Raw genomic sequence first — 21,779 nt, forward strand, 5'->3', positions numbered from 1 at the left:
GCGCATGCTGGATAAGGGCTGAAGCCCAAAAAGGCTTGCAATTCCTGCGGCCGCGGCCGAGCTGGCGCGCCGCCTGTTATGCCGTGGGCTTGAGGCTCTGCAGGGCGAAGTCGGCGAACGTTTCGGCAATGTCCGGGCCGGCGGCGGGCCCCTGGTCGGAGAACCAGCGGTTGATGTTGTTGATGGCGCCCATGATGAAGAACACCGCGAACTTCGGGTCGCAGGGCGCGATGTCGCCGCGCTCGACGGCCTGGGCCACCATGTCGCGCAGGCCGCGGTCGATCACGCGGCGGCGCTGCTGGATGCGCTCGTTGTGCTCGGCCGTCATGGAGTAGTACTCGGTCAGCATGACGCAGGTGCCCAGCTCGCTGGTCATCTTGCGGATGTACAGCGCCACGAAGCTGCGCAGCGCTTGCAGCGGCGCGTCGGCGTGCAGCTGCCGGGCCTGCTCCAGCGCCTCCTCGGCCAGCCCCACGGCCATGCGGTGGCATTCGTACAGGATCTCGTGCTTGTTCTGCACGTAGCGGTACAGCGCCGGCTTGGTGACCGAGAGCGCGCTGGCGATGTCGTCCAGCGTGGTGTTGTGGAACCCCTTGTCGCCGAACACCCGGCCCGCGGCCAGGATCAGCGCGCGCTTGCGCAGCGCATGCGGGTCGGGCGTGGCAGCCAGGGCGTTGTTCCAGCGCGCGGGCGCGGCGGTGGGCGCGGTACGGGGCGAGGGAGCGGACTTTTTCATGGACAGGGATTTCCCGGACAGAGGGCGCGGCAGCAGCCATTGTGCTTGACGCTGGCAGTCCGGGGGTTTTAGGATTCACTCGGAGTTACCGAGCAGTAACTCAGAGTGACCTACAAGCAAACCGTGGCTGCACGCACGCGGATCCCAGGAGACACCATGACCTTTCGACGTTTCGCCCGTTCGGCCACCGTGGCCGCCTTGGCCAGTACCGCCGTGCTGGCCTGGGCCCAGCAGCCGCCCATCCGGGTGGCGCACATCGACACCTTCTCCGGGCCGACGGCTTCCACCGGAGCGACGGTGGCCAAGACGCTGCTGTACGCCGTGCAACGCATCAACGAGCGCGGCGGCGTGCTGGGACGCAAGTTCGAGGTCGTGCAGATGGACAACGCTGGCGACTCCAACAAGGCCGTGGCCAGCCTGACCAGCACCGTCGACCAGAACATCCGCCTGCTGGTGCAGGCCGGCAATTCCGGCATCGCCGGCGCGCTGCTCACGGCGGTGGACAAGCACAACCAGCGCAACCCCGACAAGCGCGTGCTGTACCTGAACTACGGTTCGGCCCTGCCCGAGCTGACCGAGGCCAAGTGCAGCTTCTGGATGTTCCGCTTCGAGGCGCACCAGCGCATGAAGATGCGCGCCATTGCCGACTACGTGGCCAAGACCCCTTCGATCCAGAAGATCTACCTGCTCAACCAGGACTACAGCTTCGGCCACGAGGTCTCCAAGGATGCGCGGGAGATCATCGGCAAGGCGCGTGCGGACGTGCAGTTCGTGGGCGACGAGTTCCACCCCTTCGGCAAGATCAAGGACTTCTCGCCCTACGTCCTGAAGATCAAGCAGGCCGGCGCCGACACCGTGCTCACAGGCAACTGGGGCAACGACCTGGCGCTGCTGGTGCGTGCCAGCAAGGAGGCGGGCCTGAAGACCAAGTACATCACCTACTACGGCGGGCTGTACGGCGTGCCCACCGCCATTGGCCCGGCCGGCGAGGACACGGTGCTGCAGATCGCCTCCTGGCACCCCAACGTGCCGGTGGAGGACAAGCAGCCCGAGCTGGAGAAGCTGCAAAAGGACTTCAAGGCCAACTTCGGCGAGGACCTGTACTACACCTCGATCCTGGTGCAGATGGACATGCTGGCCAAGGCCATCGAGAAGGTGGGCAACGCCGACGACGTGGCGGCCATCGCGCGGGCGCTGGAGGGGATGGAGTACGACTCGCCCTTCGGCAAGATCAAGATGCGCAAGGATGACCACCAGGCCACGCATCCGCTGTACATCAACCAGCTCGTCAAGGGCGTGAAGTACGACGCCGAAGGCCTGGGCCTGGGCTGGAAGACGGTGGCCAAGGTGGACGGCTCCGTCACCGAGCCGCCGCTGGCGTGCAAGATGAAGCGGCCCGACTGATGCCGCAGCACCCTTACACGGCCGAGGACCACCTGCAGGGGCGCGTGGCCGTGGTCACCGGCGGCGCCTCCGGCCTGGGCGCCGCCGCCGCCCGGGCGCTGCAGGCGCGCGGTGCCCAGGTGGTCGCGCTGGACCGCGCCGCACCGGGGGATGCGCCGCAGGGCATCGCCTGGATGGCCGCCGACGTCAGCGACGACGAGGCCATGGAGCAGGCTTTCGAGCGCATCCGCGAGCGCCATGGTTCCGTCTACGTGCTGGTCAACTGCGCGGGCGTGGCCCAGCCGGGCAGCGTGGTGCGCAAGGGCCAGGCCATGCCGCTGGCGGAGTTCGAGCAGGTGATCGCCGTCAACCTGCTGGGCAGCATCAACGCCATCCGCTGCGCCGTGCCACAGATGATCGAGGCCCGGCAGGACCCTTCGGCGCAGGCGGGTGTGGTCATCAACACCGCGTCCATCGCCGCCTTCGACGGGCAGGTGGGGCAGGCCGCCTACGCTGCATCCAAGGGCGGGTGCGCCGGCATGGTGCTGCCGCTGGCGCGCGAGCTGGGCGAGTGGGGCATCCGCGTCATGGGCATTGCGCCGGGCGTCTTCGAGACGCCCATGACCCTGGGTTTGGCGCCCGCCTCGCGCGAGGTCGTGTTTTCGGCCGTGCCGCCCTTTCCCCGGCGGGCCGGCCGGCCCGAGGAATTTGCCCGCCTGGTGCTGGACATCGTGTTCAACCCCATGCTCAACGGCGAAGTCATTCGCCTGGACGGCGGGCTGCGCATGCCCGCCCGTCTGTGAAGGAGGGACAGGCCATGCAACTGCAAGACAGCATTGCCGTGGTGACGGGGGCGGCGTCCGGCCTGGGCCGCGCGACGCTGGACATGCTGCGCCAGCACGGCGCGCGGGTGGTGGCCATCGACCTGCCAGAGGCCCTGTCGGCCCTGCCCGCCGCCCCGGACCTGCTGCCCCTGGGCGGTGACGTGGCCGACGCGGCGGCGATGGAGCAGGCCTTCGCCCAGCTGCGCGCCCAGTGGGGCGCGCCGCGCATCCTGGTCAACTGCGCCGGCGTGCTGGGGCCGGCGCGGGTGTTCCGGCGCGACCGGGACAGCGGGCGCTTCGTGCCGCGCGAAATGGAAGCGTTTCGCCGCGTGATCGCCATCAACCTCACGGGCACCTTCAACACCCTGCGCCTGTTTTGCGAAGCGCTGGTGCAGGCCGGCGCCGGAGCCGACGGCCAGGAGCATGGGGTGGTCGTCAACACTGCCTCGGTGGCGGCCTACGAGGCGCTGTCGGCCCAGACGGCCTACGGCGCCTCCAAGGCCGGGGTGGCCAGCATGACGCTGCCCCTGGCGCGCGAGCTGGCCCGCTACGGCATCCGCGTCGTCGCCCTGGCGCCGGGCACCTTCGAGACCGGCATGTACGACGTGATCCCCGACCACACGCGCCGCACCCTGATCGAGGACGTGCCCTTTCCGCCCAGGCCGGGCCGTCCCGAAGAATTCGCGCACATGGTGCGGGCCGTGCTGGAGAACTCCATGATGAACGGCTGCGTCGTGCGCATCGACGGCAGCGTGCGCATGCGCGAGCCGCAGGCTGCCGCGCGCGGCGGCTGAACACCCCACGGAGACGACATGGACCGCTTGACCCCCAGTGGCATCCGCACCGAGGCGCTCTACGGCGACCGCCTGGTGCCCTGCCACGCGCCTCGGCCAACGAACCTGGACGCCATGCTGCGCGCCACGGTGGCCCGCCACGGCAACGCGCCTGCGCTGGAAGAAGGCGAGCGCACCTGGAGCTACGCCGAGCTCGACCGCGAGGTCAACCGCATCGCTACTGGCTTGCGCGCGGCCGGGCTGCACGAGGGCGAGCGCGTGGCGCTGTTCATGGGCAACCGCCTCGAATTCACCGCGCTGCTGTTCGGCATCTGGCGCGCGGGCGCCATCGCCGTGCCCATCGGCATCCGGCAAAGCGCGCAGGAACTGGAGTACATGCTCGGGCAGTGCCAGGCCAGTGCCCTGGTGCTGGATGCGGCCCTGGCCGAGCGCCTGCCGGAGCCGGGGCGCATCCCCAGCGTCCGCACGGTGGTGTATTGCGCCGATGCCGGCGAGGCCTGGACGGGCGGGAGCGCGGCGCTGGCCTACGGCGAACTGCTGGCGCTGGGCAGCGACACGCCGCTGCCGGCCAGCTTCAGCGACCACAGCCCGGCGTGCATCATGTACACCTCGGGCACCACCGGCCACCCCAAGGGGGCGGTGCTGTCGCACCTGGGTTTTTTCCACACGGCGCACAACTACGCCGTGCGCTTCGGCTACCGCGCGGGCGACCGCACCTTGCTGGTGATTCCCGGCTCGCACATCTCGGGGCTGCTGGCGGTGGTCGTGGTCAGCATGCTGGTGGGTGCGTGCATGGTTTCGCTGCGCGAATACCAGACGCGCCGGGTGCTGGAGGTGCTGGCCACGCGGCGCATCACCGCCGCGGTGATGGTGCCGGCCATGTACAACCTCATCGTGCTGGAGCCTGGCGTGGAGCGCTGGGACCTGTCGGCCTGGCGCATCGGTCACTTCGGCGGCGCCGCCATGCCCGAGGTGACCATCCAGCGCTTGGCGGCGCTGCTGCCCCGGCTGGAGCTCTACAACGGCTTCGGCGCCACCGAGACCACTTCCGCCGTCAGCCTGACCGAGCGCGGCGGCGCGGCGCTCCATCCCGATTCGGTGGGCACGGTGCTGCCCTGCGTGGACATCCGCGTGCTCGACGAGCTTGGCCACGAGGTGGCGCCGGGCGAGGCCGGCGAGCTGTGGATCCGCAGCCCCGGCAACGCCATCGGCTATTGGGGCAACCCGGAAGCCACCGCCAAGGCCTTCATCGCCGGCTACTGGCGCTCGGGCGACGTGGGCAGTCTGGATGCGCAGGGCCTGCTGCGCGTGTTCGACCGCATCAAGGACATGATCAACCGCGGCGGCTTCAAGGTGTATTGCGTGGAGCTGGAGAACGTGGTCCAGCGCTACCCCGGCGTGATCGAGGTGGCCGCCGTGCCCAGCCCCTGCCCGGTGCTGGGCGAGCGCGTGCACGTTTTCGTCCACGCCAGCCAGCCCGTGGAGCTGGAGCCGCTGCGCGCCTTCTGCCGCCAGTACCTGGCCGACTACAAGCTGCCGGACTATGTCACCCATAGCGCCACGGCGCTGCCCCGCAACCTCAACGGCAAGCTGACCAAGGCGCCCCTGCGCGAGCAGGCGCGCGCCCTGGCTGCCCATGCGACGACCAAAGGCTGACCCCATGAACACACCCATCTACCTCCTGGGCGGAGCCCAGACCGACTTTGCCGAGAACGCCGCGCGCCAGGGCAAGGGCCTGTTCGAACTGATGCGCCAGGCGGTGCAGGGCGCGCTGGCCGACAGCGGCCTGCAGGCGCAGGACATCCAGTCCGGCCACGTGGGCAACTTCGTCGGCGAACTGTTCGCCGGCCAGGGCCTGCTGGGCGGCATGTTCGCAGCCATCGACCCGGGGTTCGGCGGCATGCCCTCGGGTCGGCACGAGGCGGCCTGCGCCTCGGGCAGCATCGCCATGCTGTCAGCCATGGCCGAGATCGAGGCGGGGCGTTATGACTGCGTGCTGGTAACCGGAGTGGAGCTGGAGCGCAACGTGCCCGGCGCGCTGGCCGCGCAGCACCTGGGCGCCGCCACCTGGGTGGGCGCCGAGGCGCAGGACGCGACCTACGCCTGGCCCCACATGTTCAGCCTGATCGGCGAGGAGTACGAGCGCCGCTACGGCCTGCGCTACGAGCACCTGGGCCGCATCGCCGAGATCAACATCGCCAACGCGCGGCGCAACCCCTACGCCCAGACCCGAAGCTGGCAGTTCACTCCCGCCAGCTTCAGCCAGGACGACGAGGCCAACCCGGTGATCGAGGGCATGATCCGCCGCCAGGATTGCGGCCAGGTCACCGACGGCGCGGCGGCGCTGGTGCTGGCTTCGCCCGCCTATGCCCAGCGCTGGGCGGCGCAGCGCGGGCGCACGCTGGCGCAGGTTCCGCGCATCACGGGCTGGGGACACAGTTCGGCGCACCTGCGGCTGCAGGCCAAGCTGCAGGCCAGCGCCGGGCAGCCCTATGTGTTCCCCCACGTGCGCCAGGCCATCCAGGATGCCTTTCGCCGGGCCTCCATTGCCGATGCGTTCGCGCTGGACGGCATCGAGACGCATGACTGCTTCACCACCACCGAATACATGGCCATCGACCACTTCGGCATCACCCCGCCCGGCCAGAGCTGGCAGGCGATCGAGGACGGCACGATCGCTGCCGATGGGCGGCTGCCCGTCAACCCCAGCGGCGGGCTGATCGGCGCCGGCCACCCCGTCGGGGCGACGGGCGTGCGCATGGTGCTGGACGCGGCGCGGCAGGTGAGCGGCACGGCCGGCGCCACGCAGGTCGAAGGCGCGCGGCGCTTTGGCACGCTGAACATCGGCGGCAGCGCCACCACGGTGGTCAGCTTCGTGGTGGAAGGCGGCGCGTAAGCGCGCGCCAGCGCTCAGGTGCGCGCGGGCACGGCGCCCGCCATCTCCAGCTGCATGGCCACCATGTTCACCAGCGTGTGCACCGTCGGCCGGCCCGTTTCGATGACGTAATTTGCCGCCTCGCGGTACAGCGGGTCGCGCACGCGGTGCAGCTCGCGCAGGCGGGCCAGGGGGTTGTCCACCTGCAGCAGCGGGCGGGTCTGGTCGTGGCGCAGGCGGCGCCACAGGTCCTCGGGCGTGGCGCGCAGGTAGAACACCTGGCTGAAGCCCTGGCGCAGGGCGCTGCGGTTGGCCTCGCGCAGCACGGCGCCACCTCCGGTGGACAGCACCATGGGGCCGGGCTCGGCGGCCAGCTCGGCCAGCAGGGCCTGCTCGCGGTCGCGAAAGGCGTCCTCGCCGCACTCCTCGAAGTATTGGCGGATGCTGGTGCCCAGCACCTCTTTCAGCCGCTGGTCCAGGTCGACCAGGGGCAGCTGCAGGCGGCGTGCCAGTTGGCGGCCCACGGTGGATTTGCCCGAACCGGGCAGGCCGACGAGGGCGCAGCGTGTTGGCGGCATGGCTGGAGTGGCGGATGAGGCGGCTGGTGGCTAAGGCTGCCGAGTTTACGGGCCACGGCAGTGCCACGCGGCCTGCGCTGACGCCGCTGGCTGCGTCCCGCCCGCACAATGCGGCGCATGTCCCTGTCGCCATCGCTGCAATCCCTGAAGGCCCGCGCAGAGAAGCTGGCGGAGCCGGCCAAGCCCTTCATGCGGGCCGTATCCCTGTGGATGGACGCCGACGGCCTGCGCATGAGCGCCGCCATGTCGTTCTACGGCATGCTCAGCCTGGCGCCGCTGCTGCTGCTGGTGGTGGGCGTGCTGGGCTGGTGGTTCGACCGCTCGTACCTGGAGAGCAGCCTGATCGCCCAGGTGCACAGCGTCGTCGGCGAGCGCGTGGCCGAGGTGGTGCGCGGCGCACTGGAGAGCGCCAAGGAACCGGCGCAAGGTCGGCTGGCCTCCATCGCGGCGCTGGTGCTGCTGGCTTCGGGCGCCACGGGGGTGTTCGTCGAGCTGCAATCGGCGCTGGAGCGGCTGTGGGCCACCGAGACGGCCAAGGACCCCGTCGGCGGCAAGCCGGCCTGGTGGCGCCTGGCGTCGCTGCGCCTGCGCGGGCTGGCCTACGTGCTGGCCATCGGTTTCCTGCTGCTGGTATCGCTGGTGCTGTCCACCGCCATCAAGGTGCTGGCCACCTGGGCCGGGAACTGGCTGCCGTTCGACTCCTCCGGCGTGGTGCTGAGCCTGATCAACGAGCTGGTGGCCTTCGCCGTCACGGTGCTGCTGTTCGTCGGGCTGATGCGCATGGGCGGCGGGCGCCACCCGCCCATGCCCTGTCTGGTCTTCGGCGGTTTCGTGGGCGCGCTGTTGTTCACCGTGGGCAAGCAGGCGCTGGCGCTGTACCTGTCCACTGCCGCCGTGGTCTCCGCCTACGGCGCGGCGGGTTCGCTGGTGGTGCTGCTGATGTGGATCTACTTCTCGTCGGCCGTGCTGCTGTTCGCCGCCAGCTGCGCCCGCGCGCTGCATGAACAATCCAGCCCCCTGGAAGCCGCCGCTGCCCGTCCCGCAGCCGCCGACACACAGGGCGGCCGCAAGCAGCCGCCCCAGGCCAGCTTCGAGCAGCCTGCCGACTTCACCGAACTGGCCCGCATGGCCCGCCAAGACGCTGCGCCAAGCGGCGCAGGCACGTCACCAAAAAAAGCATAGAAAACGGCTGCAGCGCCCGCCGAATAAGCGCTAGCAGCTATTAAAAAAAGAGCGCTGCTAAAAACCGGCGCTACGCCCTACCAGCAGACGCCGTGGATCCGGCTCTGCCGGTCCAGTGGCGTCGTCCCCCTTCCCGAATGGCGCAGCCATTCGAGAGAAGGGGGAAGCGGCGTCAGCCGCGCAGGGGGTTGTTCCCTATTTCTCTACAAACGCCCGCTCGATGACGAAGTCGCCCGGGCGCGTGGTGTTGCCTTCCTCGAAGTCGCGCTTTTCCAGCAGCTCCTTGAGCGAAGCCAGCATCTCCGGGCTGCCGCACAGCATGACGCGGTCTTCCAGCGGCGACAGCGGCGGCACGCCCAGGTCGGTGAACAGCTTGCCGCTTTCGATCAGCTCGTTGGTGCGGCCCTGGTTGCGGAAGGGCTCGCGCGTGACGGTGGGGTAGTACTTGAGCTGCTTGGTGACCAGCTCGCCCAGGAACTCATGCTTGGGCAGCTCCTCGGTGATGTAGTCGTGATAGGCCAGCTCGGCCACCTCGCGCACGCCGTGGATCAGGATGACTTCCTCGAACTTCTCGTAGGTCTCCGGGTCGCGGATCAGGCTCATGAAGGGCGCCAGGCCCGTACCGGTGGAGATCAGGTACAGCCGCTTGGCCGGCAGCAGGTAGTCGATGAGCAGCGTGCCGGTGGGCTTCTTGCCCACGACGATGGTGTCGCCCACCTGGATGTGCTGCAGGCGCGAGGTCAGCGGGCCGTCGGGCACCTTGATCGACAGGAACTCCAGGTGCTCCTCGTAGTTGGCGCTGACGATGCTGTAGGCGCGCAGCAGCGGCTTGCCATCCACCTTCAGGCCGATCATGGTGAAGTGGCCATTGGAGAACCGCAGCGCCGTGTCGCGCGTGGTGGTGAAGGAAAACAGGCGGTCGGTCCAGTGGTGCACCGACAGGACACGCTCTTCGAGGAATGCGCTCATGGGTGATGGGATGGGTGGCAAAAAGAGAGGAGGATTGGGGCTGGCAATGTGCGGGCAAGAGTGTCGCCGCTTTGATATGCAACGCCGTCATAAGCCGACATACACAACGACACACGTTGCGCCGTCGCTGCGGGCAAACCCGTAAATTGTGGAGCAAACGCGCCCCGCGGGTACATTTGCCTCCCCTTGCACTGACCTGCGACAAAAGGAAACCACCGATCATGCTGCCCCGCTTGCACGTCGCCGCCTTCGCCCTTGTCACCACCACCCTGCTGGGCGCCCAGGCCCACGCCCAGGGCGTCTACAAGATCGGCGAGATCAACAGCTACAAGGCCCAGCCGGCCTTCCTGGAGCCCTACAAGAAGGGCATGGAGCTGGCCGTAAGCCAAGTCAACGCGGCCGGCGGCGTGGCGGGCCGCAAGCTGCAACTCGTCACCCGCGACGACAACGGCAACCCGGCCGACGCGGTGCGCGCCGCCGAGGAGCTGTATGCGCGCGAGAAGATCGACGTGCTCACCGGCAGCTTCCTGTCGCACGTCGGCCTGGCGCTGACGGACTACGCGCAGCAGAAAAAGCGCTTCTTCCTGGCCGCCGAGCCGCTGACCGACAAGATCGTGTGGGAGAACGGCAACCGCTATACGTTCCGCCTGCGCCCCTCCACCTACATGCAGGTGGCCATGCTGGTGCCCGAGGCGGCGGCCATGAAAAAGCAGCGCTGGGCCATCGTCTATCCCAACTACGAATACGGCCAGTCGGCCGTGGCCACGTTCAAGCAGCTGCTCAAGGCCGCGCAGCCCAATGTGGAGTTCGTCGCCGAGCAGGCCACGCCGCTGGGCAAGGTGGACGCCGGCAGCGTGGTGCAGGCGCTGCAGGACGCCCGGCCCGACGCCATCTTCAACGTGCTGTTCGCGGCCGATCTGGCCAAGTTCGTGCGCGAAGGCAACACGCGCGGCCTGTTCGAGGGCAAGGGCGTGGTCAGCCTGCTGTCGGGCGAGCCCGAGTACCTGGACACCCTGAAGACCGAGACGCCCACCGGCTGGGTCGTCACCGGCTACCCCTGGTACGCCATCCAGACACCCGAGCACAAGGCCTTTCTGGACGCGTATCAGGCTCGCTTCAAGGACTACCCGCGCGCGGGCTCGGTGGTGGGCTACAACGCCATCCTGTCGATCGCCGCGGGCCTGAAGAAGGCCGGCAGCGCCGACACCGAAAAGCTCATCGCCGCCTTCCGCGGCCTGGAGGTGAAGACGCCCTTCGGCCCCATCACCTATCGCACGCAAGACCACCAGTCCACCATGGGCGCCTACGTCGGCAAGACCGCGCAGCAGCAGGGCAAGGGCGTGATGGTGGACTTCACATACAGGGATGGCGGCAAGTTCCAGCCCAGCGATGAGGAAGTGAAAAAGCTCCGCCCCGCGGCCCCCTGATGGACCTCTCCGGGCTGCTGGCCCAGCTGCTCAACGGCCTGGCGGGCGCATCCACGCTGTTCCTGGTGGCGGCGGGGCTGTCGCTGATCTTCGGCGTCACGCGCATCGTCAATTTCGCCCACGGCTCGTTCTACATGCTGGGGTTGTACGTGGCGTATTCGTGCGTGGAGCGGCTGTCCGGCGCCATGGGCTTTTGGCCCGCGCTGCTGCTGGCGCCCTTGGCCGTGGGCCTGCTGGGCGCGGCGGTGGAAGTGCTGCTGCTGCGCCGCCTGTACCGCGCGCCGGAGCTGCTGCAGCTTCTGGCCACCTTCGCCCTGGTGCTGGTCATCAAGGACGCCGCCCTGTGGCTGTGGGGGCCCGAAGAGCTGTTCGGCCCGCGCGCGCTGGGGCTGGAGGGCGCGGTGGACCTGCTGGGCCGTCGCTTTCCCGCCTACGACCTGTTATTGATCGCCGTCGGCCCCGTCGTGCTGCTGCTGCTGTGGCTGCTGCTCACGCGCACGCGCTGGGGCACGCTGGTGCGAGCGGCCACGCAGGACCGCGAGATGCTGGGCGCCCTGGGCGTGAACCAGGCCTGGCTGTTCACGGGAGTGTTCGCGCTGGGCGCGCTGCTGGCCGGCCTGGGCGGCGCGCTGCAGCTGCCGCGCGAGCCCGCCAGCCTGGAGCTGGACATGCTCACCATCGGCGCGGCCTTCGTCGTGGTGGTGGTGGGCGGCATGGGCTCGCTGCCCGGCGCCTTCGTTGCGGCGCTGGTCATCGCGGAGCTGAAGGCCGTGTGCATCTGGCTCGGCCTGGTGCAGATCGGCGGGGTGGAGGTGTCGTTCTCCAAGCTCACGCTGGTGGTCGAATTCCTGGTCATGGCGGCCGTGCTCATCTGGCGCCCCTGGGGCCTGATGGGCCGCGCCCAGGCCGCCGCACGCACGCCGGGCGCGCCCGAGCGACCGCTGCGCCCCGCGGGCCGCGCCGCCACCGTGGCCTGGTGGGCGCTGCTGGCCGTGCTGGCGCTGCTGCCCTTCGCGGCGGGGCAGGAGAGCTACGCCACCGTGCTGCTGACTGACATGGCGATTGCCGCGCTGTTCGCCGCCAGCCTGCACTTCATCCTGGGGCCGGGCGGCATGCACTCCTTCGGCCACGCAGCGTACTTCGGCCTGGGCGCCTACGGCGCGGCGCTGCTGGTGCGCTGGGCCGATGCGCCGTTCGGCGTGGCGCTGCTGCTGGCGCCCTTGCTGGCGGCGGCGGGCGCGCTGCTCTACGGCTGGTTCTGCGTGCGCCTGTCGGGCGTGTACCTGACCATGCTCACGCTGGCCTTCGCGCAGATCACCTGGGCCATCGCCTTCCAGTGGGACGGCGTGACGGGCGGCAGCAACGGCATCACCGGCGTCTGGCCGCCCGAGGCCCTGGCGCAGGGTGCGGGCTTTTACTGGCTGGCGCTGGCCGTGTGCGCGGCGGGCCTGTACCTGCTGCGGCGCATGCTGTTCGCGCCGCTGGGCTGGTCGCTGCGCGCGGCGCGCGACTCGGCCGCACGGGCGCAGGCCATCGGCCTGGACGTGCGCGGCACGCAGTGGGTGGCCTTCGTCGTGGCCGGCCTGTTCGCGGGCCTGGCGGGGGCGCTGGCGGCGTACTCCAAGGGCAGCGTGGCGCCCGATGCGCTGTCGGTCACCAAGTCGGTGGATGCGCTGGTCATGGTGCTGCTGGGCGGCATGCAGCAGCTTTCCGGCCCCATCGTGGGCGCGGGCGCGTTCACCTGGCTGCACGACAGCGTGGCGCGCGGCACGGAATACTGGCGCGCGCTGCTGGGCGGCGTGATGCTGCTGCTGGTGCTGCTTTTTCCACAAGGAATTTCGGGTTTTTCGCAGGCGTGGCAAGCGCGGACAGCTCTCAAAAAGGGAGCGCCATGACCTTGCTGCGCGTGGAGAATCTGGCCAAGTCCTTCGGCGGTGTGCAGGCCGTGCAGGGCATCTCGTTCGACCTGGCCGAGGGCGAGCTGCTGGCCCTCATCGGCCCCAACGGCGCCGGCAAGACCACCACCTTCAACATGGCCGGCGGGCAGCTCGCGCCCGACGGCGGGCGCGTGCTGCTGGGCGGCCGCGACATCACCGGCCTGCCGCCGCGCGCCATCTGGCGCCTGGGCGTGGGCCGCACCTTCCAGATCGCGCAGACCTTGATGAGCTTCACCGTGCTGCAGAACGTGCAGCTGGCGCTGCTCTCGGCGGATGGCCATGCCTGGCGCTGGTGGCGCCGCGCCGGCGCGCACCGGGCGCAGGACGCGCTGGCGCTGCTGGCGCAGGTGGGCATGCAGGAGCAGGCGCAGCGCCCGTGCAGCGAGCTGGCCTATGGCGACGTCAAGCGCGTGGAGCTGGCCATCGCCCTGGCGCACGGGCCACGCCTGCTGCTCATGGACGAGCCCACGGCCGGCATGGCGCCCGCCGAGCGCGTGCAGCTGATGCAGCTAGTGCGCCGCATCGCGCGCGAGCGGCGCATGGGCGTGCTGTTCACCGAGCACAGCATGGACGTGGTCTTCGGCCAGGCCGACCGCGTGGCCGTGCTGGTGCGCGGCCAGCTGCTGGCCGAAGGCACGCCCGAGGCCATCCGCCAGGACGCGCGCGTGCAGGCGGCCTATCTCGGCAGCTCCGAAAACAATAGCTGCCAGCGCTTGCCGGACAAGGCTGAAGTGCCAAAAACACCCTTGCTCGCCGTGGAGGGGCTGAACGCCTGGTACGGCGCCGCCCACATCCTGCACGGCGTGTCGCTGAGCGTGGCGCGCGGCGAGGTCGTGGCCCTGATGGGGCGCAACGGCGCGGGCAAGTCCACCACGCTCAAAAGCATCGCCGGACTGCTGGCGCGCACCGAGGGCCGCGTGGACTTCATGGGCCAGCCGCTGCGCGGCCGGCCTGCGCACCAGATCGCCCGCGCCGGGCTGGGCTACGTGCCCGAGGACCGGCGCATCTTCACCGACCTCACGGTGCTGCAGAACCTGGAAACCGGCCGCCAGCCGCCGCGCACCTGGCCCGGCGGGGAGCCCGCGCCGCACTGGACGCCCGAGCGCCTGTTCCAGCTCTTTCCCAACCTGGGCGAGATGCCGCACCGCCCGGGCGGGCGCATGAGCGGCGGCGAGCAGCAGATGCTCACCGTCGCGCGCACCCTCATGGGCCAGCCCTACCTGGTGCTGCTGGACGAACCCTCCGAGGGCGTGGCGCCCGTCATCGTCGAGCAGATGGCCCACGCCATCCGTGCACTGAAAGAGCAGGGCGTCGGCATCCTGCTGTGCGAGCAGAACCTGACCCTGGCCGAAGCCGTGGCGGACCGCGCCTGCGTGCTGGAAAAGGGCCGCATCGTGCACCAGGCGCCGATGGCGGCATTGGCGGGCGACGCGGCGGCGCGGCGGCAGTACCTGGGCGTGTGATGCACAACAGCCCGTGGCCGCAGGGGTGTTCCGGACATCAAAAAAGCCTGCGGTGGCCGACCAGCATGCACTGGTAGCTCCTTTTTCAGGAGCGACGGGCCGGTCGACTGGTGCACAGATTCAGAAGCTTTCCCACTCGTCGTCGGCGCCGCGCGCGGCGGCAGCCATGGGGGTTGGCGCGGGGGCCAAGGTCTTGCGCGCCGGCGCCGGCGCCGGCGCCGGACGTGCGGCCGCGGGCAGGGGCGCGCGCGCCGGTGCGGCCATGGCGGCCGGTTTCGCAGCCGCAGCGGCACGCACGGTCGCAGCGGCACCGCCTTCCACGCGGAACACGCTCACGGCCGCCGCCAGCTGCGAGGCCTGTGCCTTCAGCGCGCCGGTGGCGGCGGTCGATTCCTCCACCAGCGCGGCGTTTTGCTGCGTCACCTGGTCCATCTGGGTGACGGCCTGGTGCACCTGCTCGATGCCGCCGCTTTGCTCCTGGCTGGCGGCGGTGATCTCGGCCACCAAATCGCTCACGCGCTGCACGCTGTCCACCACGGCCTGCATGGTGCGGCCGGCCTCGCCCACCTGGTGCGAGCCCTGCTCCACGCGCGCCACCGAGTCCTGGATCAGCGCCTTGATGTCCTTGGCGGCGGCGGCCGAGCGCTGGGCCAGCTGGCGCACCTCGCCGGCCACCACGGCAAAGCCCCGGCCCTGCTCGCCGGCGCGGGCGGCTTCCACGGCGGCGTTCAGCGCCAGGATGTTGGTCTGGAAAGCGATGCCGTCGATCACGCCGATGATGTCGGAGATGCGGCGGCTGGCGTCGTTGATGGCGTCCATGGTCTGCACCACGCCGGCCACCACCTCGCCGCCCTGCACGGCGGTCTGCGCGGCGCTGGTGGCCAGCTGGTTGGCCTGGCGCGCGTTGTCGGCGTTCTGGCGCACGGTGCCGGTGAGCTGCTCCATGGAGGCGGCCGTCTGCTGCAGCGAGCTGGCCTGCTCCTCGGTGCGCGCCGACAAATCCTGGTTGCCCGCGTCGATCTGGCTGGAGGCCGTGGCGATGCCCTCGGCACCGGTGCGCACGTGCACCACCACCTGCGACAGGCTGGCGTTCATGTCGTGCAGCGCCTGCAGCAGCTGGCCGGTCTCGTCCTGGGAATGCACCTGCACGCGGCTGGTCAGGTCGTTGGCGGCCACGGCGCGCGCCACCTGCACGGCCTGCGCCAGCGGACGGGTGATGCCGCGCGTGAGCCACCAGGCGCACAGCGCGCCTGCCGCCAGGGCCAGCACGCCCAGCGCGATCAGCCACAGCCGGCTTTGCCCATAGGTGGCGGCGATGGAGCGGGCGGTGGCGTCGATGCGCGCGCGCTGCATGTCCAAGAGGCGCTGGATGACGTTGACGTACGCCTCGGTGGCGGGCTGCACCACCTCCATCAGCAGGCGCTCGGCCTCCTCGGCGCGGCCCTCGCCCTTGGCCTTGACGGCCTGGTCGCGCGTGGTCAGGTACTGCTTGCGCGCCTGCTGGATCTCGGCCCACAGGGCCTTTTCCTCGGCGCTGGAGAGCAGCGCCTCGATGCGCTTTTGCAGCTCGGCCGCCTCGCGCGTGGTCATGGCCGTGTCGGCGGCGAAGAACTGGGCCAGCGACGGGTCGGAGCTCTTCACGATGGCGCTGGTGCGCCGCGCCGCCGCGTACACGTAGCGGTACCAGTCGCTGATCATGCGCTCCATGGCCAGGGGCTGCTGCGTCATGGCGCCCGTGGCCTGCGCCACGGTCTGCAGGCGCCACACGCCGACGGCGGTGATCAGGGTCATGAGCAGCAGGACAAGGGCAAAGCCGCCGGCCAGGCGGGTGCCGATTTTGAGGTTCTTCATGGGGGAGGTGAGGTGAAAGACGGGAGCGCGCGGCGTGCACGCCAGGGCCGCAGGCCCCGTTATCGGCAGGTGCGGGCCATCGCTTGAGTGCCGCGCGGCTTCGGCGCGGCGGCAGGGCGGAGGCAGGCCCCGGCGAGTTTCAAGCAAAAAGTGGCTGCAGCGCCCGCCAGTCAAGCGCTGGCAGCTATGAAAAAGAAAGCACTTTAGCCGGGCGCGGCGCGCAGCACGCGCCGGTACTGCACGGCCTCGGCCACATGGGCGACGCCCACGGCCTCGCTGCCGGCCAGGTCGGCGATGGTGCGCGCCACCTTCAGCGCCCGGTGGGTGCCGCGCGCCGACCAGCCCAGGCGCGCGGCGGCGGTCTGCAGGAAGGCCCGGGCGGCGTCGTCCAGGTGAGCCCGCTGGTCGATCTCCTGGCCGGCCAGCGCCTGGTTGGCCTTGCCCTGGCGAGCCAGCGCACGCGCATGGGCGGCGGTCACGCGCGTGCGCACGGGGGCGCTGGCCTCGCCCGGCGGGGCGGCCAGCAGCTCTTCGGGTGCCAGCGCGGGCACTTCCACGTGCAGGTCGATGCGGTCCAGCAGCGGCCCGCTCAGGCGCGCCTGGTAGCGCGCCACCTGCTCGGGGCTGCAGCGGCAGGCGCGCTGGCGCGAGCCGGCGAAGCCGCAGGGGCAGGGGTTCATGGCCGCCACCAGCTGAAAGCGCGCCGGGAAGTCCGCACGCTGCGCCGCACGGGCGATGGTGATGCGCCCGCTCTCCAGCGGCTCGCGCAGCGCCTCCAGCGCGCTGCGGGCGAATTCGGGGAACTCGTCCAAAAACAAAACCCCCTCGTGCGCCAGCGAGATCTCGCCCGGGCGCGGCGGCGAGCCCCCGCCCACCAGCGCCACGGCGCTGGCGCTGTGGTGCGGGGCGGCGGTGGGGCGCTGCATCCAGCGCCCGGGCTCGAAGCGCCCGGCCAGGCTGGCCACGGCCGCGCTCTCCAGCGCCTGGCCGACGCTCATCGGTGGCAGCAGGCCGGCAAAGCGCTGCGCCAGCATGGACTTGCCCGAGCCCGGCGGGCCGACCAGCAGCAGGCCATGGCCGCCGGCCGCGGCGATCTCCAGCGCGCGGCGCGCACCGGCCTGGCCCTTCACGTCGGCCAGGTCCGGGCCGTGCGCGGCGGCCGGGGCGGCCTGCGGGCGCAGCGCCTGCCAGCCGTCGTTGTCGTCGTCCTCCTCCTTCTGCACCGGCTCGGGCAGGAAGCGCCGCACCACGTCCAGCAGGTGCCGCGCGCGGTGGATGCGCGCCCCCGGCACCAGGGCAGCTTCCTCGGCGCTGCCCGGTGGCAGCACCATGGGCACGGCTGCGCCGCCCTCGGCGGCCAGGGCCAGCGCCGTGGCCAGCGCGCCGCGCACCGGGCGTAGCTGGCCCGACAGTGACAGCTCGCCGGCGAACTCCCAGCCGGCCAGCCGCGCGGCGTCGATCTGGCCGCTGGCCGCCAGCAGGCCCAGGGCGATGGGCAGGTCGAAGCGGCCCGAGTCCTTGGGCAGGTCGGCCGGCGCCAGGTTGACGGTGATGCGCTTGTTGTGCGGGAACTCCAGGCCGGCGTTGGTGAGGGCCGAGCGCACGCGCTCGCGCGCCTCCTTCACCTCGACCTCGGCCAGCCCCACCAGCGTGAAGCTGGGCAGCCCGGGGGCCAGGTGCACCTCGACGGTGACGGCGGGCGCCGCCAGGCCCAGCAGGGCGCGGCTTTGCACCAGGGCAAGGCTCATCGCGTGTTTCTCCCTCGTTTGGTGCGCCGCGTGCACGCATGTGGTGCAGCGGGCCATTGATCTGCCCGCAATGTACCCCTGCGCGGGGCGTGGCACGGTCCCTGCAATGCAGGGGATGTATCCACATCATCCTTGCGAAGGAGCGCCCCCATGAAACTGGTCACCGCCATCATCAAACCCTTCAAGCTCGACGAGGTGCGCGAAGCCTTGTCCGAGCTGGGCGTGCAGGGCCTCACCGTGACCGAGGTGAAGGGCTTCGGCCGCCAGAAGGGCCACACCGAGCTGTATCGCGGCGCCGAGTACGTGGTGGATTTCTTGCCCAAGGTGAAGGTCGAGGCCGCCATGGCCGACGCCCTCGTGGAGCGCGCCGTCGAGGCCATCGAGCGCGCCGCACGCACCGGCAAGATCGGCGACGGCAAGGTCTTCGTCACCACGCTGGACGAGGTGGTGCGCATCCGCACCGGCGAATCCGGTGAACAGGCCCTGTGAGCGGGAGGAACACCATGATGATGAAAAAGCACATGTTTCGTGCCCCTTGCGTCCTGGCGCTGCTGGCGGTCAGCGTCCCCGTGCTGGCCCAGGCGCCCGCCGCCCCGCGCATCGACGCGGGCGACACCGCCTGGATGCTGACCTCCACGCTGCTGGTCATCCTGATGACCCTGCCGGGCCTGGCGCTGTTCTACGGTGGCCTGGGCCGCGCCAAGAACATGCTGTCGGTGCTGATGCAGGTGTTCGTGATCTTCGCCCTGGTCTCGCTGCTGTGGGCGCTGTACGGCTACAGCCTGGCGTTCTCAGGCGAGGGCCGTTTCGTCGGCGATTTCGCCAAGGTATTCCTGCGGGGCGTGAGCATGGAGACCTTCGGCGCCCTCCCGACCATTCCCGAGTACGTGTTCCTGTCGTTCCAGGGGACGTTCGCGGCCATCACGGTGGCGCTGGTCGTGGGCTCGTTTGCCGAGCGCATGCGCTTCGCCGCCGTGCTGGTCTTCGCGCTGCTGTGGTTCACCTTCAGCTACGTGCCCATGGCGCACATCGTCTGGGGCGGCGGCCTGCTGGGCGCCGACGGCGCGCTGGACTTCGCCGGAGGCACCGTGGTGCACATCAACGCCGGCATTGCCGGGCTGGTGGGTGCCTACATGGTGGGCAAGCGCATCGGCTACGGCCGCGAGGCGTTCACGCCGCACTCCCTCACGCTGACCATGGTGGGCGCGTCGCTGCTGTGGGTGGGCTGGTTCGGCTTCAACGCTGGCTCGGCCGGTGCTGCCAACGCCGCGGCGGGCCTGGCTTTTGTGAACACGGTGCTGGCCACCTCGGCCGCCACGCTGTCGTGGATTGCGGGGGAGGCGCTGCACAAGGGCAAGGCATCCATGCTGGGCGCGGCCTCGGGCGCGGTGGCGGGCCTGGTGGCCGTCACGCCGGCGGCGGGCTTCGTGGGGCCCATGGGTTCCATCGCCATCGGCCTGATCGCCGGCCTGGTGTGCCTGTGGGGCGTGGGCGGCCTGAAGCGCATGCTGGGCGCCGACGACGCGTTCGACGTGTTCGGCGTGCACGGCGTGGGCGGCATCGTCGGCGCCCTGCTGACTGGCGTGTTTGCCGCGCCCGGCCTGGGCGGCACGCAGGGCGCGGACTTCGCCATGGGGGCGCAGCTGTGGATCCAGGCCAAGAGCGTGCTGTTCACCGTCGTCTGGTCGGGCGTGGTGTCGCTCGTCGCCTACAAGGTGGCTGACCTGCTCGTGGGCCTGCGCGTGTCCGAGGAGGCCGAGCGCGAGGGCCTGGACCTGAGCAGCCACGGCGAGCGCGCCTACCACCGCTGAGCGCAGGCCCGGCGCGCTCTGGCTGACGGGTTTGGGCGCGGCCGGGCCGATGCCAGACAATGGTCCGATGACCGCTCACTGGACCTCCCTGGCTCCGTCCGCGCCCGCGCAGCTGGGCGAATCCCCCTTCTGGCACCCGCAGGAGCAGCGCCTGTACTGGGTGGACATCGCCGGCCGCGGCCTGCTGCGTGCGGCCCTGGACGGCGGCGCGCCCGAGCGCTGGGCCATGCCGTCCGAGCCCGGCTGCATTGCCCCCGCGCGGCGCGCCGGCCAGCCGGCCGGCCTGGTGGTGGCGCTGCGCGATCGCATCTGCCATGCGCCCGAGTGGGGCGGGTCGCTGACCGAGCTGGCGCGCCTGCCCATCGATCCGGCCACCCAGCGCGCCAACGACGGCAAGTGCGACGCGCTGGGGCGGCTGTGGGTTGGCACCATCCACGAACCGGCCAGCGGCCCGCGCCAGCCGGTGTCGGCGCTGTACTGCATCGACCTGCGCGCCGGCGCCGCACCGCGGCGCATCTGGGGCGGCGTGACGACCTGCAACGGCCTGGCCTGGTCGCCGGACGGGCGCATGCTGTACTTCGCCGATACGCCCACCCACGCCGTTCGCGCCTGGGACTGCGACGCCCGGCATGAGCCCGTGGGCGCGTCGCGCCTGCTGCACCAGTTCGCGCCGCGCCAGGAGGGCGAGCCCTACGGCGGCCGGCCGGACGGCGCCTGCGTCGACGCCGAGGGCGCCTACTGGTGCGCGCTGTACGAGGGCGGGCGCCTGCTGCGCCTGTCGCCCCAGGGCCGGGTGCTGACCGAGCTACCCCTGCCCGCGCAGTACCCCACCATGCCCTGCCTGGGCGGGCAGGACGGGCGCACGCTGTTCGCCACCACGGCGCAGGCCTCGGACCGGGGGCCACTGGCCGGCCAGGTGCTGCACACGCGCGTGGACGTGCCCGGCCTGCCCGTGGCCTGGTGCGAACTGGCCTGAGCCGACCTGACCTGGACTTGGCCGGCCCATGCGCCGGCGTCACGCCGGGCGTTCAAAAAAATCAAAAGCCCCGCCTGACGCCACGGCGGGGGGCGGGCGTACCATCGTCGGCCATGGACGCTGCCCTTGCCCAGATCTCGGAGTGCGTGCGCGACGCCGCTGCACGCCACGCCGCCTTGCGCATCACCGGCGCCGGCACCAAAGCCTTCCACCCCGACAGCCGCGCCGATCGCGACGCCCAGGCGCTGGACATGCGCGCGCTGGCCGGCGTCGTCAGCTACGAGCCCAGCGAGCTGGTCATCACCGTGCGCGCCGGCACGCCGCTGGCCGAGGTGGAGGAGCTGCTGGCCGCGCACGGCCAGTGCCTGGCCTTCGAGCCGCCGCGTTTTGCCGCCGGCGGCACCGTGGGCGGCATGGTGGCGGCCGGCCTGTCGGGCCCGGCGCGCGCCAGCGTGGGCGCGGTGCGCGACTTCGTGCTGGGCGTGGAGATCATCAACGGCCGCGGCGAGCTGATGCGCTTTGGCGGCCAGGTCATGAAGAACGTGGCCGGCTACGACGTTTCGCGTCTGATGGCCGGCAGCTGGGGCCGCCTGGCCGCCATCACCGAGGTCAGCCTGAAGGTGCTGCCCTTTGCCCCGGCCGAGGCCACGCTGCGCTTCGATTGCGGCCAGGCCGAGGCGCTGGCGCGCCTGAACGCCTGGGGCGGCCAGCCGCTGCCACTGAACGCCAGCTGCTGGGTCGAAGACGGCGGCACCGGCCAGCTGTACGTGCGCCTGCGCGGCGCCCAGGCCGCCGTGCAGGCCGCCTGCCGCGGCATGGGCGGCGAACTGCAGAACGCGCCCCATGTGCCCCAGGACTGGCTGGACTGCCGCGACCAGCGCCTGCCCTGGTTCGCCGAGCGGGCGTCGCAGCTGGCGCTGTGGCGCCTGTCGCTGCCGCAGACCGCGCCGGTCCTGCTGCTGCCCGCGGGCGTGGCCGCCCCGCTGGTGGAGTGGCACGGCGCCCTGCGCTGGGTGCAGGCTGCGCCCGAGCACGGCCCGCAGCTGGCCGCGCTGGCCCGGCAGGCGGGCGGTAGTGCTAGTCTTTTCATAGCTGTTGACGCTGATGGGGCGGGCGCTACAGGCCTTTTTGATATTGAAAATCCGGCGCTGGCGGCGATCCACCAGCGGCTGTCCCAGGCCTTCGATCCGGCGGGAGTCTTCGGCGCCGGCACTGGCGGATGAAC

18 protein-coding genes are annotated in these 21,779 nt (G+C 70.9%); 13 read left to right on the forward strand and 5 right to left on the reverse strand.

The window, feature by feature from the left end; translation table 11 throughout:
• Positions 1–76: 76 nt before the first annotated feature.
• Positions 77–736, reverse strand: a complete 660-nt coding sequence (locus RT282_RS13970) for a TetR/AcrR family transcriptional regulator (protein ID WP_313315115.1) — start codon at positions 734–736, stop codon at positions 77–79.
• Positions 737–892: 156 nt separating this feature from the next.
• Here RT282_RS13970 and RT282_RS13975 point away from each other — a divergent pair, with 156 nt between their 5' ends.
• Genes RT282_RS13975 through RT282_RS13995 form a run of 5 tightly spaced genes read left to right on the forward strand, consistent with a single transcriptional unit; the run spans position 893 to position 6,633 of the window.
• Positions 893–2,140, forward strand: coding sequence for a branched-chain amino acid ABC transporter substrate-binding protein (locus RT282_RS13975; protein ID WP_313315117.1), 1,248 nt, complete (start codon positions 893–895; stop codon positions 2,138–2,140).
• Complete coding sequence (locus tag RT282_RS13980; RefSeq protein ID WP_313315120.1) at positions 2,140–2,922, forward strand: SDR family NAD(P)-dependent oxidoreductase; 783 nt, start codon at positions 2,140–2,142, stop codon at positions 2,920–2,922. Before RT282_RS13975 ends, RT282_RS13980 begins: the two co-directional genes overlap by 1 nt.
• A 14-nt stretch (positions 2,923–2,936) precedes the next feature.
• A complete protein-coding gene (locus RT282_RS13985) occupies positions 2,937–3,737 on the forward strand; it encodes an SDR family NAD(P)-dependent oxidoreductase (RefSeq protein WP_313315122.1) in 801 nt (266 codons plus the stop codon).
• An 18-nt stretch (positions 3,738–3,755) separates the two neighbouring features.
• A complete protein-coding gene (locus RT282_RS13990) occupies positions 3,756–5,393 on the forward strand; it encodes an AMP-binding protein (RefSeq protein ID WP_313315125.1) in 1,638 nt (545 codons plus the stop codon).
• A 4-nt stretch (positions 5,394–5,397) separates the two neighbouring features.
• Positions 5,398–6,633 (forward strand): acetyl-CoA acetyltransferase, encoded by a 1,236-nt coding sequence (locus RT282_RS13995; RefSeq protein WP_313315128.1) that lies wholly within the window; start codon positions 5,398–5,400, stop codon positions 6,631–6,633.
• Between the two features lie 14 nt (positions 6,634–6,647).
• On the opposite strand, the gene RT282_RS14000 is transcribed toward RT282_RS13995, so the two are convergent.
• Entirely contained in the window at positions 6,648–7,190 is a 543-nt protein-coding gene (locus RT282_RS14000; RefSeq protein ID WP_313315129.1) for a shikimate kinase, read from the reverse strand.
• A 117-nt stretch (positions 7,191–7,307) separates the two neighbouring features.
• On the opposite strand from RT282_RS14000, the gene RT282_RS14005 reads away from it, so the two are divergent.
• Positions 7,308–8,372, forward strand: a complete 1,065-nt coding sequence (locus RT282_RS14005) for a YihY/virulence factor BrkB family protein (protein ID WP_313315131.1) — start codon at positions 7,308–7,310, stop codon at positions 8,370–8,372.
• 195 nt (positions 8,373–8,567) lie between these two features.
• Here RT282_RS14005 and RT282_RS14010 read toward each other — a convergent pair whose 3' ends face one another.
• Positions 8,568–9,341, reverse strand: coding sequence for a ferredoxin--NADP reductase (locus tag RT282_RS14010; protein WP_312304039.1), 774 nt, complete (start codon positions 9,339–9,341; stop codon positions 8,568–8,570).
• 221 nt (positions 9,342–9,562) lie between these two features.
• Between RT282_RS14010 and RT282_RS14015 the strand changes: the two genes are divergently transcribed.
• Genes RT282_RS14015 through RT282_RS14025 form a run of 3 tightly spaced genes read left to right on the forward strand, consistent with a single transcriptional unit; the run spans position 9,563 to position 14,168 of the window.
• Entirely contained in the window at positions 9,563–10,768 is a 1,206-nt protein-coding gene (locus RT282_RS14015; protein WP_313315134.1) for an ABC transporter substrate-binding protein, read from the forward strand.
• Positions 10,768–12,663 carry an ABC transporter permease gene (locus RT282_RS14020; protein WP_313315137.1) on the forward strand — a complete coding sequence of 632 codons (1,896 nt, stop codon included), beginning with the start codon at positions 10,768–10,770 and terminating at the stop codon, positions 12,661–12,663. The genes RT282_RS14015 and RT282_RS14020 overlap by 1 nt, the downstream gene beginning before the upstream one ends.
• Positions 12,660–14,168, forward strand: a complete 1,509-nt coding sequence (locus RT282_RS14025; RefSeq protein WP_313315140.1) for an ATP-binding cassette domain-containing protein — start codon at positions 12,660–12,662, stop codon at positions 14,166–14,168. Before RT282_RS14020 ends, RT282_RS14025 begins: the two co-directional genes overlap by 4 nt.
• Before the next feature lie 120 nt (positions 14,169–14,288).
• Here the strand turns inward: RT282_RS14025 and RT282_RS14030 are convergent, their stop codons facing one another.
• Positions 14,289–16,019 (reverse strand): methyl-accepting chemotaxis protein, encoded by a 1,731-nt coding sequence (locus tag RT282_RS14030; protein WP_313315143.1) that lies wholly within the window; start codon positions 16,017–16,019, stop codon positions 14,289–14,291.
• A 203-nt stretch (positions 16,020–16,222) separates the two neighbouring features.
• The gene (locus RT282_RS14035) at positions 16,223–17,767 is read right to left on the reverse strand and encodes a YifB family Mg chelatase-like AAA ATPase (RefSeq protein WP_313315145.1); all 1,545 of its coding nucleotides are present in this window, start codon (positions 17,765–17,767) and stop codon (positions 16,223–16,225) included.
• Positions 17,768–17,917: 150 nt separating this feature from the next.
• Here RT282_RS14035 and RT282_RS14040 point away from each other — a divergent pair, with 150 nt between their 5' ends.
• The 4 genes from RT282_RS14040 (at position 17,918) to glcE (ending at position 21,777) form a co-directional block, all read left to right on the forward strand.
• Positions 17,918–18,256 (forward strand): P-II family nitrogen regulator, encoded by a 339-nt coding sequence (locus RT282_RS14040; RefSeq protein WP_312304050.1) that lies wholly within the window; start codon positions 17,918–17,920, stop codon positions 18,254–18,256.
• Between the two features lie 32 nt (positions 18,257–18,288).
• Entirely contained in the window at positions 18,289–19,578 is a 1,290-nt protein-coding gene (locus tag RT282_RS14045) for an ammonium transporter (protein ID WP_313315147.1), read from the forward strand.
• 67 nt (positions 19,579–19,645) lie between these two features.
• Positions 19,646–20,554 (forward strand): SMP-30/gluconolactonase/LRE family protein, encoded by a 909-nt coding sequence (locus tag RT282_RS14050; protein WP_313315149.1) that lies wholly within the window; start codon positions 19,646–19,648, stop codon positions 20,552–20,554.
• A gap of 113 nt (positions 20,555–20,667) precedes the next feature.
• Positions 20,668–21,777: a glycolate oxidase subunit GlcE gene (gene glcE / locus RT282_RS14055; protein WP_313315152.1), complete on the forward strand. Its 1,110-nt coding sequence runs from the start codon at positions 20,668–20,670 to the stop codon at positions 21,775–21,777.
• Positions 21,778–21,779 lie beyond the last annotated feature (2 nt).

The organism is Pulveribacter sp., from assembly GCF_032079985.1.
Classification (GTDB): domain Bacteria; phylum Pseudomonadota; class Gammaproteobacteria; order Burkholderiales; family Burkholderiaceae_C; genus Melaminivora.

Excerpts from the sequence above, each read along its gene's own strand:
- RT282_RS13970 (WP_313315115.1), bottom strand. The coding sequence starts at position 736 with ATGAAAAAGTCCGCTCCCTCGCCCCGTACCGCGCCCACCGCCGCGCCC.
- RT282_RS13975 (WP_313315117.1), top strand. The coding sequence starts at position 893 with ATGACCTTTCGACGTTTCGCCCGTTCGGCCACCGTGGCCGCCTTGGCC.
- RT282_RS13980 (WP_313315120.1), top strand. The coding sequence starts at position 2,140 with ATGCCGCAGCACCCTTACACGGCCGAGGACCACCTGCAGGGGCGCGTG.
- RT282_RS13985 (WP_313315122.1), top strand. The coding sequence starts at position 2,937 with ATGCAACTGCAAGACAGCATTGCCGTGGTGACGGGGGCGGCGTCCGGC.
- RT282_RS13990 (WP_313315125.1), top strand. The coding sequence starts at position 3,756 with ATGGACCGCTTGACCCCCAGTGGCATCCGCACCGAGGCGCTCTACGGC.
- RT282_RS13995 (WP_313315128.1), top strand. The coding sequence starts at position 5,398 with ATGAACACACCCATCTACCTCCTGGGCGGAGCCCAGACCGACTTTGCC.
- RT282_RS14000 (WP_313315129.1), bottom strand. The coding sequence starts at position 7,190 with ATGCCGCCAACACGCTGCGCCCTCGTCGGCCTGCCCGGTTCGGGCAAA.
- RT282_RS14005 (WP_313315131.1), top strand. The coding sequence starts at position 7,308 with ATGTCCCTGTCGCCATCGCTGCAATCCCTGAAGGCCCGCGCAGAGAAG.
- RT282_RS14010 (WP_312304039.1), bottom strand. The coding sequence starts at position 9,341 with ATGAGCGCATTCCTCGAAGAGCGTGTCCTGTCGGTGCACCACTGGACC.
- RT282_RS14015 (WP_313315134.1), top strand. The coding sequence starts at position 9,563 with ATGCTGCCCCGCTTGCACGTCGCCGCCTTCGCCCTTGTCACCACCACC.
- RT282_RS14020 (WP_313315137.1), top strand. The coding sequence starts at position 10,768 with ATGGACCTCTCCGGGCTGCTGGCCCAGCTGCTCAACGGCCTGGCGGGC.
- RT282_RS14025 (WP_313315140.1), top strand. The coding sequence starts at position 12,660 with ATGACCTTGCTGCGCGTGGAGAATCTGGCCAAGTCCTTCGGCGGTGTG.
- RT282_RS14030 (WP_313315143.1), bottom strand. The coding sequence starts at position 16,019 with ATGAAGAACCTCAAAATCGGCACCCGCCTGGCCGGCGGCTTTGCCCTT.
- RT282_RS14035 (WP_313315145.1), bottom strand. The coding sequence starts at position 17,767 with ATGAGCCTTGCCCTGGTGCAAAGCCGCGCCCTGCTGGGCCTGGCGGCG.
- RT282_RS14040 (WP_312304050.1), top strand. The coding sequence starts at position 17,918 with ATGAAACTGGTCACCGCCATCATCAAACCCTTCAAGCTCGACGAGGTG.
- RT282_RS14045 (WP_313315147.1), top strand. The coding sequence starts at position 18,289 with ATGTTTCGTGCCCCTTGCGTCCTGGCGCTGCTGGCGGTCAGCGTCCCC.
- RT282_RS14050 (WP_313315149.1), top strand. The coding sequence starts at position 19,646 with ATGACCGCTCACTGGACCTCCCTGGCTCCGTCCGCGCCCGCGCAGCTG.
- glcE (WP_313315152.1), top strand. The coding sequence starts at position 20,668 with ATGGACGCTGCCCTTGCCCAGATCTCGGAGTGCGTGCGCGACGCCGCT.